Raw genomic sequence first — 17,998 nt, 5'->3', positions numbered from 1 at the left:
CCGGAAGGAAGGTCAGGCCTTGAGGGCCGCGACCTTCTTCGCCATCGCCGACTTCTTGTTGGCGGCGGCGTTCTTGTGGATGACACCCTTGCTGACGGCCTTGTCGAGCTTCTTGGCAGCCTCGGCCTGGGCGGTGGCGGCCTTCTGCAGGTCGCCGGCCTCCACGGCCTCGCGGGTGCGGCGGATCGCAGTCTTCAGAGTGGACTTGACAGCCTTGTTGCGCTGACGAGCCTTCTCGTTGGTCTTGATCCGCTTCATCTGGGACTTGATGTTCGCCACGAAAGAGCCTTTTCAGGTTCGTTGGAGTTTCGAGTGGCGCCTCGTACGAGAGAGGGCACGAAGCGCAGTGGACCAGGCTACCAGCAGGGTCCACGGCCTCCCAAACCGGACCGGACCCGCCCCCTGACCGCCGCGCGCGCCGCCCCCGCGGCGGCCCGCCGCGGCAGGTCCCGCGCCCCCTCTGAAGCCCCCGGACCCCACCCCGCACCGCCCAAACCGGACCGAGCCCCTCGCTCATGGGACGATGGGGGTGACGTCACATACCCGAGTCCCGCCTACCCGCGTTCACTGAATGGACCCTGCGTGCCCGCGACCCCTACGAACGTGCCGGAGCCGAGCCGTACCGATCCGGCCCTCCTCCGTAACTTCTGCATCATCGCGCACATCGACCACGGCAAGTCGACGCTCGCCGACCGGATGCTCCAGCTCACCGGTGTCGTCGACCAGCGGCAGATGCGCGCGCAGTACCTCGACCGCATGGACATCGAGCGCGAGCGCGGCATCACGATCAAGTCCCAGGCGGTCCGGCTGCCCTGGGACCCCACCGAGGGTGAAGAGGGAAGTGGTACGACCCACATCCTCAACATGATCGACACCCCGGGCCACGTCGACTTCACCTACGAGGTCTCCCGCTCGCTCGCCGCCTGCGAGGGCTGCATCCTCCTCGTTGACGCCGCCCAGGGCATCGAGGCCCAGACCCTCGCCAACCTCTACCTGGCGATGGAGCACGACCTCACGATCATCCCCGTCCTCAACAAGATCGACCTGCCGGCCGCGCAGCCCGAGAAGTTCGCCGCCGAGCTGGCCAACCTGGTCGGCTGTGAGCCCGAGGACGTCCTGAAGGTCTCCGCCAAGACCGGCGTCGGCGTGCCCGAGCTGCTGGACAAGGTCGTCCGCGAGGTGCCGGCCCCGGTCGGCGTCAAGGACGCCCCCGCCCGCGCGATGATCTTCGACTCGGTCTACGACGCCTACCGCGGCGTCGTGACCTACGTGAAGGTCGTCGACGGCACGCTCGGCAAGCGCGAGCGCATCCGGATGATGTCCACCGGCGCCGCGCACGAGCTGCTGGAGATCGGCACCAACTCCCCGGAGATGAAGTCGGCCGACGGTCTGTCCGTCGGTGAGGTGGGCTATCTGATCACCGGTGTGAAGGATGTCCGGCAGTCCAAGGTGGGTGACACGATCACCCAGCTCAACAAGGGAGCCGTGGAGCCGCTGGGCGGCTACAAGGACCCCAAGCCGATGGTGTTCTCGGGGCTGTACCCCCTGGACGGCTCGGACTACCCGGAGCTGCGCGACGCGCTGGACAAGCTGCAGCTCAACGACGCCGCGCTGGTCTACGAACCGGAGACCTCCGCGGCCCTGGGCTTCGGCTTCCGCGTCGGCTTCCTGGGCCTGCTGCACCTGGAGGTCATCCGCGAGCGCCTGGAGCGCGAGTTCGGCCTCGACCTGATCGCCACCGCGCCGAACGTGGTCTACCGCGTCGACATGGAGGACGGGGACGAGCACGAGGTCACCAACCCGAGCGAGTTCCCGACGGGCAAGATCGACAAGGTGCACGAGCCGGTCGTCCGGGCCACGATTCTGGCGCCCAGCGAGTTCATCGGCGCGATCATGGAGCTGTGCCAGAACCGCCGCGGCAACCTGCTCGGCATGGACTACCTCTCCGAGGACCGGGTCGAGATCCGCTACACCCTCCCGCTCGCCGAGGTCGTCTTCGACTTCTTCGACCAGCTCAAGTCCAAGACCCGGGGCTATGCCTCGCTGGACTACGAGCCCACCGGCGAGCAGGCCGCCGACCTGGTGAAGGTCGACATCCTGCTGCACGGGGACAAGGTCGACGCGTTCTCCGCGATCTGCCACAAGGACAAGGCGTACGCCTACGGCGTGCGGCTGGTCGCCAAGCTGCGCGAGCTGATCCCGCGGCAGAGCTTCGAGGTGCCGATCCAGGCCGCCATCGGCAGCCGGGTCATCGCCCGTGAGACGGTCCGCGCCATCCGCAAGGACGTCCTCGCCAAGTGCTACGGCGGTGACATCTCCCGTAAGCGGAAGCTGCTGGAGAAGCAGAAGGAAGGCAAGAAGCGGATGAAGATGGTCGGCAGCGTGGAGGTCCCGCAGGAGGCCTTCATCGCGGTGCTGTCCTCGGACTCCGACGGCGACGCGAAGGCGAAGAAGTAGGAAGTAGAAGTGGAAAGTAGAAGTAGGAAGTAGAAGTGGAAAGTAGAAGTAGGAAGTAGAAGTGGAAAGTAGAAGTAGGAAGTAGAAGTGGGAAGTAGGGCGAAGAAGTAGGGCGAAGTACGGCCCGGAGAGGCCGGCGGCCGCCCGCGTACGGCGCCCGCGTACGCCGCCCCGTTCGACGGAACGGCGTCGCGGGCCGGGCGGCCGCAAAGTGGTCAAGCCGTGCGGCTGAGCGGCCATGAGGTACGAGCATGAGGCACGAAGCAGGGCGCCGGTTCCCGTCGAGGGGGGCGGTGCCCTGTCCGTTTGCCCTGCTCACCGGCGCTCATCGGCGTGGGTGAGCAGGGCGGCGGTCCGGATGGTGTGATCCGGCCCACTCCCGACGCCGTACGGTGGGGATGAGTGGCGGACCTCGCTGTCGGGCGTTGTGCGTGCTACGTACACCTATCGCACTGGTCACATCGTGAACCAGTGGGTCGTAGCCCCTTACGCGCTGGAGCATCGGGCTCTACTCTGATCACTGCTCAAAGGTTACTCGCGAGTCACCAGCAACGAAGCGGGCCCCGGAGGACGCCGTGACGGACACCCACACGCTGATCGAAAACCGGCCGCCTTCGGTGGCACACCTCTTCCTGGAGCGGGTCGCGGCCACGCCCGACATCGAGGCCTATCGCTATCCGGTCCTGCCTTCCCCCAAGCTCTCGGCTTCGCTCGAGCAGGGAGGTGCCCCCACCGGGCAGGGGGCGGACGGCTGGAAGGCGATCAGCTGGGCCCAGGCCGCCGAACGCGTCTACGCCGTGGCCGCCGGGCTCATCGCGCTCGGCATACTGCCCGAGGAACGGGTGGCGCTGGCCGCCAACACCCGCGTCGAATGGATCCTCGCGGACCTCGGGGTGCTCTGCTCCGGTGCCGCCACGACGACGGTCTACCCCAGCACCAACACCGAGGAGACCGCCTACATCCTGGCCGACTCCGGCAGCCGGGTGCTGATCGCGGAGGACGCCGGACAGCTCGCCAAGGCGCGTGAGCGGCGCGCGGAGCTGCCCGAGCTGGCGCATGTCGTCGTCATCGACGAGGCGGGCGCGGAGCCCGCCGAGGGCGATCCGGAGGGCTGGGTGCTCACCCTGGCCGAGCTGGAGAAGCGCGGCACCGCCTATCTGGAGGACCACCCGGAGTGCATCAAGGAGCGGGTGGCCGCACTGCGCGCCGACCAGCTGGCGACGCTCATCTACACCTCCGGGACCACCGGCCGCCCCAAGGGCGTACAGCTGCCGCACGACTGCTGGGCGTACATGGCCCGCGCGATCCCGGCGACCGGCATGGTCACCGAGGAGGACGTGCAGTACCTCTGGCTGCCGCTGGCGCATGTCTTCGGCAAAGTGCTCACCACGGGCCAGATCGCGGTCGGCCATGTGATCGCCGTCGACGGCCGGGTCGACAAGATCATCGAAAACCTTCCGGTGGTCCGGCCCACGTACATGGCGGCCGTGCCGCGGATCTTCGAGAAGGTCTACAACGGTGTCGCGGCCAAGGCCCGCGCGGGCGGCGGCGCCAAGTACAAGATCTTCCAGTGGGCGGCCGAGGTGGCCCGCGAGTACGCCAAGGTCTCGCAGGACAACTTCCGCCGCACCGGCAACGCCTCGGTGCCGTTCGCGCTCGCCGCCAAGCACAAGGTCGCCGACGTGCTCGTCTACGCCAAGCTGCGGGACGCGTTCGGCGGCCGGCTGCGCGCCGCGGTCTCCGGCTCGGCCGCACTCTCACCGGAGATCGGCTACTTCTTCTCCGGCGCCGGCATCCACATCCTGGAGGGCTACGGCCTGACGGAGTCCAGCGCCGCCAGCTTCGTCAACCCCGGCGAGGCCTACCGCACCGGGACGGTCGGCAAGCCGCTGCCCGGCACCGAGGTGCGGATCGCCGAGGACGGCGAGATCCTGCTGCGCGGCCCCGGCATCATGCAGGGCTACCACGGCCTGCCGGACAAGACCGCCGAAGTCCTGGAGGACGACGGCTGGTTCCACACCGGTGACATCGGTGAGCTCTCCCCGGACGGCTACCTGCGGATCACCGACCGCAAGAAGGACCTGATCAAGACCTCGGGCGGGAAGTACATCGCGCCGGCGGAGGTGGAGGGCCAGTTCAAGGCGGTCTGCCCGTTCGTCTCCAATGTGCTGGTGCACGGCGCCAACCGGAACTTCTGCACCGCGCTGATCGCCCTCGACGAGCCGACGATCATGGCCTGGGCCAAGGAGCACGGCCTGGAGGGCAAGACGTATGCCGAGGTCGTCGCGACCGGTCAGGCCCGCGAGCTGATCGACGGCTATGTCGAGCGGGTCAACGAGGGGCTGCAGCGCTGGCAGCAGATCCGTAAGTTCCGGCTGCTGCCGCGTGACCTGGACATCGAGCACGGCGAGGTGACCCCCAGTCTCAAGGTCAAGCGGCCGGTGGTGGAGCGGGCGTTCAAGGAACTGCTCGACGACATGTATGCGGGGACGCGCGAGGCGTAGCCGTACGGGCGCGGCGGCAGGGCGCGGGCCGGGCGGTACGGGGCGGGCCGGGGCGGCGCGCCCCCGTACCGCCCCCGTACCGGTGCGTCCGTGCGGGTGAATGCGGCTGCCGGCGGGAACTGCGGCTGCCGCTGAAGTGGTCCGTACGGGTTCCCCGGGCACCCCTGTGTGCGCGCCGGCCAACTCCCGCGGCGCGTCAGCCGAATTGACCGCTGTGACCACGGTCTTCTGTGACTCGGTGCTTATGTCTGCGCTCGTTCTGTCACTCTGTCGTTGGCGCATCCGGCGCTGTAGCGGAGCTGCTCGGGAGTTGCTCAATGCGGACGACAACTTCGTCTCAACGGGACGACGACGTCACGGCGTCGCGCATGACGAGGGCGGGAGGGCCCCGTGGCGGACCCGCGTCGTCGGCGCCCTCCATGGCCCCGGCCGGGCCTGCCGACGGGCCCGCGGCCCGGTCCCGGTGGGCCAGCCTGCCCGGTGATCCGCAGGCCGCTGCCGCCGCCCGCCGGTTCGTCCGGGCCGCGTTCGCCGACTGGGCCGGCCAGCGGCTGCCCGGCGCGGAGCGGCTGGTCGGCCGGCTCGCGGACGAAGCGGAGCTGCTGGTCAGCGAGTTGGTGACGAATGCGGTGGTGCACGCGGGCACCACCGTCGAGCTGCGCTGCCGGCTGGAGCCCGAGCGGGAGCCGGGCGTGGAGCCCTACGGGGGCCGTGGCACGGAGCCCTACGGGGGAGGGGGCGCGAAGCCGTACGGGGGAGGGGGCGCGCAGCCGTACCCGGCGCCCTGCGCGGAAGCCCCCGTCACCCCTGGAGCGGGCCCGGACGGCGCACCGGGGCCCGGCCTCGTCATCGAGGTTTCCGACCACCACCCCACCCAGCCGGTCCGCGCTCACGAGGACGGCGCCGCATCCGAGAACGGCGGCCACGGCCTCCAGCTGATCAGCGCGGTCGCCGAGTCCTGGGGCATCACCTACCGCCGGGCCATGAAGACCGTCTGGTTCCGGCTGCCCGTGGGGGCCCGGGACGGCGCCGGGCCCGAGCCCGAGCTCACCTTCGACGACCAGCTGCTGCAGTGTGGTCTGCGGGCCGCCGAGCTGCTCGCCCCGGGGCCGCGCCGGTCCGCCCGGCCGGAACACGAGGCCGACCGGGTCGACAACGGCGCCCTCTCCTTCCTCGCCGAAGCCTCCGATCTGCTCTCCGGCCAGCTCGACGCCGATCAGGTCGCCGCGCTCGCCGCCCAGTTGATCGTCCCGAGGCTCGCCGAATGGTGCGCGGTGTGGCTCTGCGACGGCGACAGCGGCGCCCCCGGCCGGGGCATCGCGCCCGACGGCGAGGAGCAGCGGCTCGCCCGCGTCTGGCACACCAGCGAGAGCCGGATCGATGCGCTGCGTACGGCGCTGGAGAAGCAGCCGCCCCACCTTCCGGGCAGCGGCTCGCCCACCGGTGCGCCCGGCGCGGTCCCCTGGCCCTGGCCGTACGAACCGGGCGGCTACGGGCCGGGCGGCGCCGCACTCGCCTGCCCCCTGGTCGCCGGCGGGCGCCGGCTCGGCACCCTCCTGCTCGGCCGGGGCGGACTGCCGCGCTTCCCCGACGAGGTGGTCGGGCTGGTCGAGGACCTGTGCCGCCGGGTCGCCCGCGCGGTGGCCACCGCCCGCGCCTACAGCCGCCAGGAGCGCATCAGCCAGGTCCTGCAGCGCCGGCTGCTGCCGCGGGGACGGGCGCAGGTGCCCGGCGTGGAGTCCGCGGTGGTCTACGAACCACGCGAGGGCGCCTGGGCGGGCGGCGACTTCTGGGACCTCTTCGACGCCGGGGACGGCCGCTGGTGCTTCGCCCTCGGCGATGTCTGCGGCAGCGGCCCCGAGGCGGCCGCGGTGACCGGGCTGGCCCGGCCGGTGCTGCGGCTGCTGGCCCGGGACGGCTTCGGGGTGGCGGCGGTGCTCGACCGGCTCAACAAGACCATGGCACGGGAGGCCGCGGACTCGGTCGCGGCGGTCGCGGCGGCGGTGGCGGCGGCCGGCGCCGGGGCGGAGGCGCCGGTCGAGATCCGCGAGGAGGGCGAACAGGCCCGTTTCCTGTCCCTGCTCTACGGCGAGATCGTCCCGTACCCCGGCGGCTCCGGCGGCGCCCGCTGCACCCTCGCCAGCGCCGGCCACCCGCTGCCACTGGTGCTGGGCGCGGACGGCACGGTCCGGGTCGTCGCGGCGCCGCAGATGCTGCTGGGGGTGGTGGAGGACGCGGCGTACGTCAGCGAATCGTTCGACCTCTGCCCTGGCGAAACGCTTCTGTGCGTCACCGACGGCGTGACCGAGCGGCGCTCGGGACGGCGGCTCTTCGACGACGAGGACGGGCTGGCCACCGCCCTCGCCGACGGTGCCGGCCTCGGCGCGACCGCCCTCGCCGGCCACATCCGCAACACCGTCCACGCCTTCGGCCCGGTCCCGCCCGACGACGACCTGGCGCTGCTGGTCCTCCAGGCAGCGGGGCACGGGGTGCCGTAGGGCACATCGCCGCCCGGACCGGCGCCGCCCCGCCATGACGGACAATGTGTCCATGCCTTCCGCACTGCCTGATGGTGAGCCGATGCCCGAGGACGGGGCGCTGCCCGGTCATACGCCGGCCGCTGCCGCCGGCCGGCCCCTCGGCTTCTATCTGCACGTGCCGTACTGCGCGACCCGCTGCGGCTACTGCGACTTCAACACCTACACCGCGAGCGAGCTGCGCGGCTCCGGCGGCGCCCTGGCCTCCCGTGACAACTACGCCGACACCGTCGTCGACGAGATCCGGCTGGCCCGCAAGGTGCTGGGCGACGACCCGCGCCCGGTCGAGACGGTCTTCGTCGGCGGCGGCACCCCGACCCTGCTGCCCGCCGCCGATCTCTCGCGGATGCTGGCGGCGATCCGCGAGGAGTTCGGCCTGGCGCCCGGCGCGGAGATCACCACCGAGGCCAACCCGGAGTCCGTCGACCCCCGCTACCTCGCCGAACTACGCGCGGGCGGCTTCAACCGCGTCTCCTTCGGCATGCAGAGCGCCCGGCAGCACGTCCTGAAGATCCTCGACCGCACGCACACCCCCGGCCGCCCCGAGGCCTGCGTCGCCGAGGCCCGCGCGGCCGGGTTCGAGCACGTCAACCTCGATCTGATCTACGGCACCCCGGGCGAGAGCGACGACGACTGGCGGGCCTCCCTCGACGCCGCGGTCGGCGCCGGGCCCGACCACGTCTCCGCCTACGCTCTGATCGTCGAGGAGGGCACCCAGCTGGCCCGCCGGATCCGCCGCGGCGAGGTCCCGATGACCGACGACGACGTCCACGCCGACCGCTACCTCATCGCCGAGGAATGCCTCACCGCGGCCGGTTTCCGCTGGTACGAGGTCTCCAACTGGGCCACCACCGACGCCGCCCGCTGCCGCCACAACGAGCTGTACTGGACCGGCGCCGACTGGTGGGGCGCGGGCCCCGGTGCCCACAGCCATGTCGGCGGCGTCCGCTGGTGGAACGTCAAACACCCCGGCGCCTACGCCCAGGCCCTCGCCGAAGGCCGCTCCCCGGGCGCCGGCCGCGAGATCCTGGCGGACGAGGACCGGCGGGTGGAGCGCATCCTCCTGGAACTGCGGCTCGCGGACGGCTGCCCGCTGGACCTGCTCGCCCCGGCGGGCGCACGGGCGGCGGCCCGCGCCTTGGCCGACGGGCTCCTGCAGCGGGCGCCGTACGAGGCCGGCCGGGCTGTCCTGACACTCCGGGGACGGCTGCTGGCTGACGCGGTGGTGCGGGATCTGGTGGACTGATCCTCGAACGAGTGAACCGATGTGGCGGGCCTGCGGGGCCGCCTAGGCTGTTCCTGGCCTGTGCCGTAGACACGGCGAACAGGAAACGGAGGCCACGGAGATGACCACTGTGGATGAACGCCGGATGACGGAGCTCTTCGAGAACCTTGAGGTTCCCGAGGGCATCAAGGTGGAGCTCCTCCGGGGGGAAATTGTGATGATGGCGGGACCGGATCTGGTCCACAACCTGATCGTTGAGGCGGTCTTCGACCAGATTCCGCGTCAGAAGTGGCACCGGCTTCAGACGCAGGACATCGACATCCTGAGCGAGAACAGTGAACCGCAGCCCGATCTCGTGGTTCTGGAACGCGATGTCGTGCCGGAGTCCGGGCGGCTCATGCCGGCCGGAGTGGTCACGATGCTGATCGAGGTCGTCTCCAAGACCAGCGTCGACCGGGACTACGGCATCAAGCGCTCGATCTATGCCGCGGGCAAGGCTCCGGCCTACCTGATCATCGACCCCGTCATGGCCCAGTGCGTCCTGCTCACCGAACCTGTCGGAGAGGGCGAGGAGGCCGATTACCGCGTGCAGCGCATCACGAAGTTCGGCGACCCCGTGCCCCTGACACTGCTCGGCATCGACCTGGACACCAGCGAATTCGGCACTCTCAAGGACATCAGGCCCCACCGCCACCCGTGACGAAGTCGATCAGTTCCTCGACCCTTCCCAGCAGCGCCGGCTCCAGGTCCTTGTAGGAGCGCACGCACGACAGGATGCGCTGCCAGGCCGCCCCGGTGTTCTCCGGCCAGCCCAGCGCGCGGCACACGCCCGTCTTCCAGTCCTGCCCGCGCGGCACGGTGGGCCAGGCCGGGATCCCCACGGACGACGGCTTCACCGCCTCCCACACGTCGATGTACGGGTGGCCCACGACCAGGGCGTCGGCGCCGGTCACCCCGGCCGCGATCCGGGACTCCTTCGAGCCGGGCACGAGGTGGTCGACGAGGACGCCGAGACGGGCGTCCGGCCCGGGGGAGAAGGCGCGGACGATCGCCGGGAGGTCGTCGATGCCCTCCAGGTACTCCACGACGACGCCCTCGATGCGCAGATCGTCGCCCCACACCCGCTCGACGAGCTCGGCGTCGTGCCGGCCCTCCACATAGATGCGCCCGGCGCGGGCGACCCGGGCGCGGGCGCCGGGGACGGCGAGCGAGCCGGAGGCCGTACGAGCCGGAGCGCCCGGCGCCGGACGGCCCTGGGGGCGTACGAGGGTGACGACCTTGCCCTCCAGGAGGAAGCCGCGCGGGGTCATCGGAAAGACACGGTGCTTGCCGAAGCGGTCCTCCAGGGTGACCGTCGGGCCCTCGGCGGTCTTCTCGCAGCGGATCACCGCGCCGCAGAAGCCCGTGGTGACCTCCTCGACGACGAGATCCGGGTCGGCCGGTACCTCGGGGGCGGGGCGCTGCTTCTTCCAGGACGGGGTCAGATCGGGGCTGTAACGCTTGCTCTGCATGGGCCTGTTCTGTTCGGGAGAGGGACGCGAAGAGGGGGACGGAGGGTCGGGGCAGGGGTCAGGAGGCGGGAGCGACGCCGAAGCGGGCCGCCAGGGCGTCCCGCTGGGCGCGCACGAAGGCGGCGTCCACCACGGCGCCGTGGCCGGGGACGTAGACCGCGTCCTCGCCGCCGAGGGCCAGCAGTCGGTCCAGCGCGCCGGGCCACTGCTGCGGCAGCGCGTCCGGGCCCGCCTGCGGCTCGCCGGACTCCTCGACCAGATCGCCGCAGAAGACGATCTCGGGGGAGCCCTGCCGGCCCGGGACCAGCACCGCGAGATCGTGGGCGGTGTGCCCGGGGCCGACGTTGGCGAGCAGCACCGGCCGGCCGCCGAGCTCGACGGTCAGCCGGCCGTGTACGTGGTGGTGCGGGGCGACGAGCAGATCGGCGGCCTCCGCGGCGGCGTCCGCGCCGACGCCGTGGCGCACCGCGCTCCGCCGCAGCTCGTCCTTCTCGCGCCGGAACAGCTCCTCCAGGCCGGTCGCGCCGAACACCTCGACCCCCGCGAAGGCGGCGGTGCCCAGGACATGATCGAAATGTGGATGGGTGAGCGCGACATGCGTCACTTCCCGGCCCAGTACGCCGCGGACCGACCGGCGCAGATCGGCGCCGTCGCGCAGGGTCGCGCCGGTGTCGACGATCATGACCCCGGTGGCCCCCGCGATCACCCCGATCGTCTCGTCCCAGCCCGGCATCCGGCGCCTGGCGACACCGTCACCGAGTCGTTCCCAACCGGCCTCTTCCCAAGCAGTGTGCATACCGAGACGCTAGCGCCATCGCGATAGCGTTGCCCGACAGATCGGCCGAACACGGTCATCCGGCGAGTGCTCCGCGCGGCTGCCCTTGCCGTGGCCGTGCTACCCGGCCGTACACTGGCTCAGGGTCTGGCACTCGGCCCGTGTGAGTGCCAGGAGACACAAGACGGCGGACGGCCGGACTGGAGGTGCGCGGGATGCTCAGTGAACGCAGGCTGGAGGTGCTGCGCGCCATCGTCCAGGACTATGTCGGCACGGAGGAGCCGGTCGGCTCCAAGGCGCTCACCGAACGCCATCAGCTCGGCGTCTCCCCGGCCACCGTCCGCAATGACATGGCGGCCCTGGAGGACGAGGGATTCATCGCCCAGCCGCACACCAGCGCCGGGCGCATCCCGACCGACAAGGGCTACCGCCTGTTCGTCGACAAGCTGGCCGGCGTCAAGCCGCTGTCCAGCCCGGAGCGGCGGGCGATCCAGAATTTCCTGGACGGCGCCGTCGACCTCGACGACGTGGTGGGCCGCACGGTCCGGCTGCTGGCGCAGCTGACCCGGCAGGTCGCAGTCGTGCAGTATCCGTCCCTGACCCGGTCCACGGTCCGCCATGTCGAGCTGCTGGCGCTGGCCCCGGCCCGGCTGATGCTCGTGCTGATCACGGACACCGGACGGGTCGAGCAGCGGCTCATCGACTGCCAGGCGCCGTTCGGTGAGACGTCCCTGGCGGATCTGCGGGCGCGGCTCAACAGCCGGGTCGTCGGCCGCCGGTTCGCGGATGTGCCGCAGTTGGTGCAGGATCTCCCGGAGTCCTTCGAGCAGGACGACCGCGGCACGGTCTCGACAGTGCTGTCGGTGTTGCTGGAGACTTTGGTGGAAGAGACCGAGGAACGGCTGATGATCGGCGGCACCGCCAATCTCACCCGCTTCGGGCACGACTTCCCCCTGACCATTCGGCCGGTTCTGGAGGCCCTTGAGGAGCATGTGGTGATGCTCAAGCTGCTCGGGGAAGCCAAGGACTCGGGCATGACCGTACGTATCGGGCATGAGAATGCCCATGAAGGCCTGGCGTCCACATCGGTCGTCACGGTCGGCTACGGTTCGGGCGACGAGGCAGTCGCCAAACTCGGCGTGGTCGGACCGACCCGCATGGACTACCCCGGAACGATGGGAGCGGTACGCGCAGTGGCACGTTACGTCGGACAAATCCTCGCGGAGTCGTAAGTGGCCACGGATTACTATTCGGTCCTCGGCGTCGGCCGCGACGCCTCGCAGGACCAGATCAAGAAGGCCTTCCGCCGGCTGGCGCGCGAGCTGCACCCGGATGTGAACCCGGACCCCAAGACCCAAGAGCGGTTCAAGGAGATCAACGCCGCTTACGAGGTCCTGTCGGATCCGCAGAAGAAGCAGGTCTACGACCTCGGCGGCGACCCCCTCTCGCAGGCCGGCGGCGGCCAGGGCGCGGGCGGCTTCGGTGCGGGCTTCGGCAACTTCTCCGACATCATGGACGCCTTCTTCGGCACCGCATCGCAGCGCGGGCCGCGTTCGCGCACCCGCCGCGGCCAGGACGCCATGATCCGGCTCGACATCGAGCTGAACGAAGCGGCCTTCGGCACGACCAAGGACATCCAGGTCGACACCGCCGTCGTCTGTACGACGTGCAGCGGTGAGGGCGCGGCGCCCGGCACCTCGGCGCAGACCTGTGACATGTGCCGCGGCCGCGGTGAGGTCTCGCAGGTCACCCGGTCCTTCCTCGGCCAGGTCATGACGTCCCGGCCGTGCCCGCAGTGCCAGGGCTTCGGCACGGTCGTGCCGACTCCGTGCCCCGAGTGCGCCGGCGACGGCCGGATCCGCTCCCGCCGCACGCTGACCGTCAAGATCCCGGCCGGCGTCGACAACGGCACCCGCATCCAGCTCGCGGGCGAGGGCGAGGTCGGCCCCGGCGGCGGCCCCGCCGGAGATCTCTATGTGGAGATCCACGAGCTGGCGCATTCGGTCTTCCAGCGGCGCGGCGACGATCTGCACTGCACGGTCACCATCCCGATGACAGCGGCGGCGCTGGGCACGAAGTGTCCGCTGGAGACGCTGGACGGGGTGGAGGAGATCGACGTCCGGCCCGGCACCCAGTCCGGCCAGTCGATCCCGCTGCACCAGCGCGGGGTGACCCATCTGCGCGGTGGCGGCCGCGGCGATCTGATCGTCCACGTCGAGGTGCAGACGCCGTCCAAGCTCGACCCCGACCAGGAAGAGCTGCTGCGGCGGCTGGCGAAGCTGCGCGGAGAGGAACGGCCCACGGGGCAGTTCCAGCCGGGGCAGCAGGGGCTGTTCTCGCGTCTGAAGGATGCGTTCAACGGCCGATAGCCCAGGTGGGCCCGGGGGCCGAAGCCGCTCCCCGGGCTCGCGCGGCGGCCACGGCCCCGGTTCGGAACGCGGCGGTGGGCGTGACACGATGTGCTCATGCCCACCGCACTGACCGATCTCTGCCGCTACCCGATCGTGCAGGCGCCGATGGCGGGAGGCGGCTCCGGACCCGAGCTGGCCGCCGCCGTCTGCGGCGCCGGCGGTCTCGGCTTCCTCGCCGCCGGTTACAAAACCGCCGATGGCATGTACCAGGAGATCAAACAGCTGCGGTCGCTGACCGACCGGCCCTTCGGCGTCAATCTCTTCATGCCGCAGCCCTCGCTCGCCGACGGCTCCGTCGTCGAGGTCTACCGCGAGCAACTCGCGGGCGAGGCCACCTGGTACGAGACCGAACTCGGCGACACCGACGGGCCCGTCGACGACGGCTACGAGGCCAAGCTCGCGATCCTGCGGGACGACCCGGTGCCGGTGGTCTCCTTCACCTTCGGCTGCCCCTCGCGCGCCGTCCTCGACGCCTTCGCCAAGGTCGGTACGTACACGGTCGTCACGGCCACCACCGCCGCCGAGGCCCAGGCCGCGCAGTGGTCGGGCGCCGATGCGGTGTGTGTGCAGGGCGTGGAGGCCGGCGGCCACCAGGGCACCCACCGCGACGATCCGCACGCCGACGGGACCGGCTCGGGGCTGGGCCTGCTGGCGCTGCTCGGCCAGGTCCGCGAGGCCGTGCAGATCCCGGTGATCGCCGCGGGCGGGCTGATGCGCGGGGCGCAGATCGCGTCGGTGCTGGCCGCCGGGGCGACCATGGCGCAGCTGGGCACCGCTTTCCTCGCGACCCCCGAGTCGGGCGCCAACCCGCTGCACAAGCAGGCACTGACCAACCCGCTGTTCACACATACGGAGTTGACCCGGGCCTTCTCCGGCCGTCCGGCCCGCGGGCTGGTCAACCGCTTCCTGCGCGAGCACGGCCCGTACGCCCCGGCCGCCTACCCCGCCGTCCACTACCTCACCTCCACGGTGCGCAAGGCCGCGGCCAAGGCGGGCGACGCGCAGGGCATGAACCTGTGGGCGGGGCAGGGGCACCGGCTGGCGCGGGAGATGCCCGCCGGGCGGCTCGTGGACGTTCTGGCGGTCGAACTGGACGCGGCGCGCGCCGCGTTGACCCTGCCGGGCGCCGGCCGCACCTCATGACCGCGCCGGTTTTCCTCGTCGACTCGCTCGCGGACGTACGGGCCGGCGGCACGCTGACCCTGGACGGCCCCGAGGGCCGGCACGCGGTGTCGGTGCGCCGGCTGCGGGCCGGTGAGGAGGTCGTCCTGACGGACGGCCACGGCGCCGGTGCGTACGGCACGGTCGCCGCCGTCGAGGGCAAGGACCGGCTCACCGTCGCGGTCACCGGGCTGCGCACCGAGGACCCGCCGCACCCCACGATCACCGTCGTCCAGGCGCTCCCCAAGGGTGACCGCGGCGAGCTGGCCGTCGAGACGATGACCGAGACCGGTGTGGACGCCATCGTGCCCTGGGCGGCGGCGCGTTGCGTCACCCAGTGGAAGGGCGAGCGGGCTGCCAAATCGCTGGGCAAATGGCGCGCCACGGCCCGCGAGGCGGGCAAGCAGTCACGCCGGCTGACCTTCCCCGAGGTCGCCGACCCGCTGACGACCCGGCAGGTGGCCGCCCTGCTCGCCGGCGCCGACTTCGCGGCCGTCCTCCACGAGGAGGGCAGCTCCCCGCTCGCCACCGCCGAACTCCCCGCCGAGGGGCGGATCGTGCTCGTCGTCGGGCCGGAGGGCGGGGTCTCCCCGGAGGAACTCACCCTCTTCGCCGAGGCCGGCGCCAAGCCCTACCGGCTGGGGACGACCGTGCTGCGGACCTCCACGGCGGGCACCGCGGCGACGGCGCTGCTGCTGGGGCGTACCGGGCGCTGGAACTAGGACCTGTCTTCCACGGTCCGGTCTGCCGGCCGGCTTCCACGGTCCGGTCTGCCGGCCGGTTCACGGAAGCCCGGACCGCCGTTGCACCCCGCCCCCAGGTCCCTGCGACTCCCCGTGGGTGCCGCCCGGTAGCATCCGAGGGCCGTACGCACCGTGTGTACGGCGGATGACCCGGGAGGAGCCACCGGTGGCGGGAGAACCGCAGGCCGATTGCCTGTTCTGCAAGATCGTGGCGGGGGAGGTGCCGGCGACCATCGTCCGTGAGACCGAGACCACCGTCGCGTTCCGCGACATCAATCCCCAGGCCCCTACGCACATCCTGGTGATCCCCAAGGTGCACTACGCCAACGCCAGGGAGCTGGCCGCGGCCGAACCGGCGATCGCCGGCGATGTGCTGCGTGAGGCGGGCGTGGTCGCAGCGGAGGAGAAGGTCGACTCGACCGGCTACCGCATCGTGTTCAACACTGGGCCCGGTGCCGGCCAGACCGTCTTCCACGCCCATGCGCATCTGCTGGGCGGCCGCGACCTGCAGCGTCTCGTCTGACGGGGCCGACTTGTCCGTACGTGAACTGGTGGTCCTCGGCACCGCGAGCCAGGTTCCCACCCGCCACCGCAACCACAACGGCTATCTGCTGCGGTGGGACGGCCAGGGGCTGCTGTTCGACCCCGGCGAGGGAACGCAGCGGCAGATGCTGCGCGCCGGGGTCGCCGCCCATGACCTGAACCGGATCTGTGTCACGCACTTCCACGGTGACCACTCGCTGGGCCTGGCCGGGGTGATCCAGCGGATCAACCTGGACCGGGTGCCGCATCCGGTCACCGCCCACTACCCCGCCAGTGGGCAGCACTTCTTCGACCGGCTGCGGTATGCCACCGCCTACCGTGAGACCGTCCATCTGATCGAGCGGCCGGTCGCCGCCGACGGTGAGCTGGACCGTGCGGAGTCGTACGTCCTGGAGGCCCGGCAGCTCTCGCACCCCGTCGAGTCGTACGGCTACCGCCTCGTGGAGCCGGACGCCCGCCGGATGCTCCCGGAGCGGCTGGCGGCACACGGCATCACCGGGCCGGACGTCGGGCGGCTCCAGCGGCTCGGCGAGCTCAACGGCGTCACCCTCGACGAGGTGAGCGAGCAGCGCCCCGGGCAGCGGTTCGCGTTCGTCATGGACACCCGGCTGTGTGAGGGCGTCCACGCGCTGGCCCAGGGGGCGGACATGCTGGTCATCGAGTCGACCTTCCTCGACGAGGATGCCCAACTGGCGCTGGACCACGGCCATCTGACCGCCGGGCAGGCCGCCGAGGTGGCCGTGCGGGCCGGGGTGCGCCATCTCGTGCTGACGCACTTCTCGCAGCGCTATGCCGACCCCGCGGAGTTCGGGCGGCAGGCCCGTGCGGCGGGCTACACGGGCGAACTGACCATCGCGCAGGACCTGTCGCGCGTCCCCCTGCCCAAGCGCCGCTGACCGCCCGGACGCCGGCGGAGGTCCGGCCGGCGTCCGTACCGGTGTGGCCACAAGGCGGGCCCGCCGGGGCGGTGCCCGTCACGGCGCGGTGGCCCGCCCGGCACGGTCCGCCCGGCACGGCCCGCCCGATACGCCCGGCCCGTCCGGACCGCGGACGGACTGCGGACGGACGGCGGACGGACGGACGGCAGACGGACGGCAGACGGACGGCAGACGGACGGCGCACGGACTGCGGACGGACAGACGGGCCGCAGGGCCGCACTACGGCAGGTAGTACATCGGGTTCGGCAGCTTGAACGTCCGGTCCCCGGCGCCGCCGTTCAGATCGCTGTACTGGTCCCCGAAGTTGGCGACGACGCGGTAGCCGAGGGACTCGATGTGCTTGCGGGTGCCCGACTTGTACTCGACGGTCGTGCAGACGGCGCCGCAGGGCAGGTAGGCCGGCGGGTGCTCCTTGTCCTTCAGGTAGACGTGCCGGCGGTCCAGCGGGACCCCGTAGCCGACGTTCTTGAGGTTGCGCACGCTCCAGTCGCGCTGCGCCTCCTTGCGGCCGGTCAGGAAGAACACCTCGGCGCCCTTGGCGTGCGCCCAGTTGACGAGCCGGTTCATGCCGAAGACCGGGTCCATGTCGGTGTGCGCCAGATACTTGTCCTGGCTCTCCTCGGTGTAGTGGAAACCGACCTGGAGCTCGTAGTTGTAGGTGAGCAGGGTGGTGTCGTCCATGTCGAGGACGATGGCCGGCTTGGCCTGCTTGCCCGTCCGGCCGTGCTGCGCAAGGGCCTTGGAGAGGTAGGTGCGGGCCTTGGCCTCGATGCCGCGGACCTGGCGTGCGTAGTTGCTGTGCGCAGAGGCGTGGTGCTCGCCGTCCGCCGTCACCGTATCGCCGTAGTACGCCTTGATCTGGTCCTGTACCTGCGTGAGGTTGGGGATCTCCTTGTCGGTGCGCGGCACCGAGTGTTCGGCGGTGGCCTGGCCGATACCGAAGACCGCGGTGCCGGCGACGAGGGCGGCGACCGTCGCGGCGCCGAGACGGGCCCTTCGGGAGAGGGCGGGTCGGAAACGGACGGGACGGGGCATGCGCGGCTCCTCCGGGAAACATGAGTGGACCCAAATAGGTCTAACAGAGCCTCATTTCGGTCTCTACGCGCGGAGATTCAACCCTTGGTAAAGGCTCCCGCGGTGCGGGCTCTTGACGGCCGCGAAGCGGGCTCCCTACCCTCCCACTCCATCTGTGG

The 17,998-nt window shown here is 71.3% G+C and carries 15 protein-coding genes; 11 read left to right on the top strand and 4 right to left on the bottom strand.

The window, feature by feature from the left end; translation table 11 throughout:
* Positions 1 to 12: 12 nt before the first annotated feature.
* Complete coding sequence (gene rpsT / locus ACWGJY_RS08775; RefSeq protein ID WP_453260072.1) at positions 13 to 279, bottom strand: 30S ribosomal protein S20; 267 nt, start codon at positions 277 to 279, stop codon at positions 13 to 15.
* A gap of 303 nt (positions 280 to 582) precedes the next feature.
* On the opposite strand from rpsT, the gene lepA reads away from it, so the two are divergent.
* The 5 genes from lepA to ACWGJY_RS08750 all read left to right on the top strand — a co-directional run bounded on the left by lepA (position 583) and on the right by ACWGJY_RS08750 (position 9,423).
* A complete protein-coding gene (gene lepA / locus ACWGJY_RS08770; protein WP_453260071.1) occupies positions 583 to 2,457 on the top strand; it encodes a translation elongation factor 4 in 1,875 nt (624 codons plus the stop codon).
* A gap of 575 nt (positions 2,458 to 3,032) precedes the next feature.
* A complete protein-coding gene (locus ACWGJY_RS08765; RefSeq protein ID WP_453260070.1) occupies positions 3,033 to 4,961 on the top strand; it encodes an AMP-dependent synthetase/ligase in 1,929 nt (642 codons plus the stop codon).
* A 368-nt stretch (positions 4,962 to 5,329) separates the two neighbouring features.
* A complete protein-coding gene (locus ACWGJY_RS08760; protein ID WP_453260069.1) occupies positions 5,330 to 7,459 on the top strand; it encodes a SpoIIE family protein phosphatase in 2,130 nt (709 codons plus the stop codon).
* 52 nt (positions 7,460 to 7,511) lie between these two features.
* Positions 7,512 to 8,744, top strand: coding sequence for a radical SAM family heme chaperone HemW (gene hemW, locus ACWGJY_RS08755; protein WP_453260068.1), 1,233 nt, complete (start codon positions 7,512 to 7,514; stop codon positions 8,742 to 8,744).
* Positions 8,745 to 8,844: 100 nt separating this feature from the next.
* A complete protein-coding gene (locus tag ACWGJY_RS08750) occupies positions 8,845 to 9,423 on the top strand; it encodes a Uma2 family endonuclease (protein ID WP_453260067.1) in 579 nt (192 codons plus the stop codon).
* On the opposite strand, the gene ACWGJY_RS08745 is transcribed toward ACWGJY_RS08750, so the two are convergent.
* Both ACWGJY_RS08745 and ACWGJY_RS08740 read right to left on the bottom strand, forming a co-directional pair.
* Positions 9,401 to 10,234, bottom strand: a complete 834-nt coding sequence (locus ACWGJY_RS08745; protein ID WP_453260066.1) for a DUF3097 domain-containing protein — start codon at positions 10,232 to 10,234, stop codon at positions 9,401 to 9,403. The two genes, ACWGJY_RS08750 and ACWGJY_RS08745, sit on opposite strands and share 23 nt — an antisense overlap.
* 58 nt (positions 10,235 to 10,292) lie before the next feature.
* Entirely contained in the window at positions 10,293 to 11,030 is a 738-nt protein-coding gene (locus ACWGJY_RS08740; protein ID WP_453260065.1) for an MBL fold metallo-hydrolase, read from the bottom strand.
* A gap of 194 nt (positions 11,031 to 11,224) precedes the next feature.
* On the opposite strand from ACWGJY_RS08740, the gene hrcA reads away from it, so the two are divergent.
* From hrcA to ACWGJY_RS08710, 6 genes are all read left to right on the top strand, one after another.
* The gene (gene hrcA / locus ACWGJY_RS08735) at positions 11,225 to 12,241 is read left to right on the top strand and encodes a heat-inducible transcriptional repressor HrcA (protein WP_085928439.1); all 1,017 of its coding nucleotides are present in this window, start codon (positions 11,225 to 11,227) and stop codon (positions 12,239 to 12,241) included.
* Entirely contained in the window at positions 12,242 to 13,378 is a 1,137-nt protein-coding gene (gene dnaJ, locus ACWGJY_RS08730) for a molecular chaperone DnaJ (protein WP_453260064.1), read from the top strand.
* Between the two features lie 96 nt (positions 13,379 to 13,474).
* Complete coding sequence (locus ACWGJY_RS08725) at positions 13,475 to 14,563, top strand: nitronate monooxygenase (protein ID WP_453260063.1); 1,089 nt, start codon at positions 13,475 to 13,477, stop codon at positions 14,561 to 14,563.
* Positions 14,560 to 15,303 carry a 16S rRNA (uracil(1498)-N(3))-methyltransferase gene (locus tag ACWGJY_RS08720; RefSeq protein WP_453260062.1) on the top strand — a complete coding sequence of 248 codons (744 nt, stop codon included), beginning with the start codon at positions 14,560 to 14,562 and terminating at the stop codon, positions 15,301 to 15,303. The genes ACWGJY_RS08725 and ACWGJY_RS08720 overlap by 4 nt, the downstream gene beginning before the upstream one ends.
* Before the next feature lie 187 nt (positions 15,304 to 15,490).
* Entirely contained in the window at positions 15,491 to 15,847 is a 357-nt protein-coding gene (locus ACWGJY_RS08715; RefSeq protein ID WP_453260061.1) for a histidine triad nucleotide-binding protein, read from the top strand.
* A 10-nt stretch (positions 15,848 to 15,857) separates the two neighbouring features.
* Positions 15,858 to 16,763, top strand: coding sequence for a ribonuclease Z (locus tag ACWGJY_RS08710; protein WP_453260060.1), 906 nt, complete (start codon positions 15,858 to 15,860; stop codon positions 16,761 to 16,763).
* 261 nt (positions 16,764 to 17,024) lie between these two features.
* On the opposite strand, the gene ACWGJY_RS08705 is transcribed toward ACWGJY_RS08710, so the two are convergent.
* Complete coding sequence (locus ACWGJY_RS08705) at positions 17,025 to 17,840, bottom strand: HAD family acid phosphatase (protein ID WP_453260059.1); 816 nt, start codon at positions 17,838 to 17,840, stop codon at positions 17,025 to 17,027.
* Positions 17,841 to 17,998: the final 158 nt, after the last annotated feature.

The organism is Streptomyces sp. NPDC054765 (assembly GCF_053612065.1).
The sequence above is the reverse complement of the archived record's forward strand: the minus strand, read 5'-3'. Positions and strand labels throughout refer to the sequence as shown.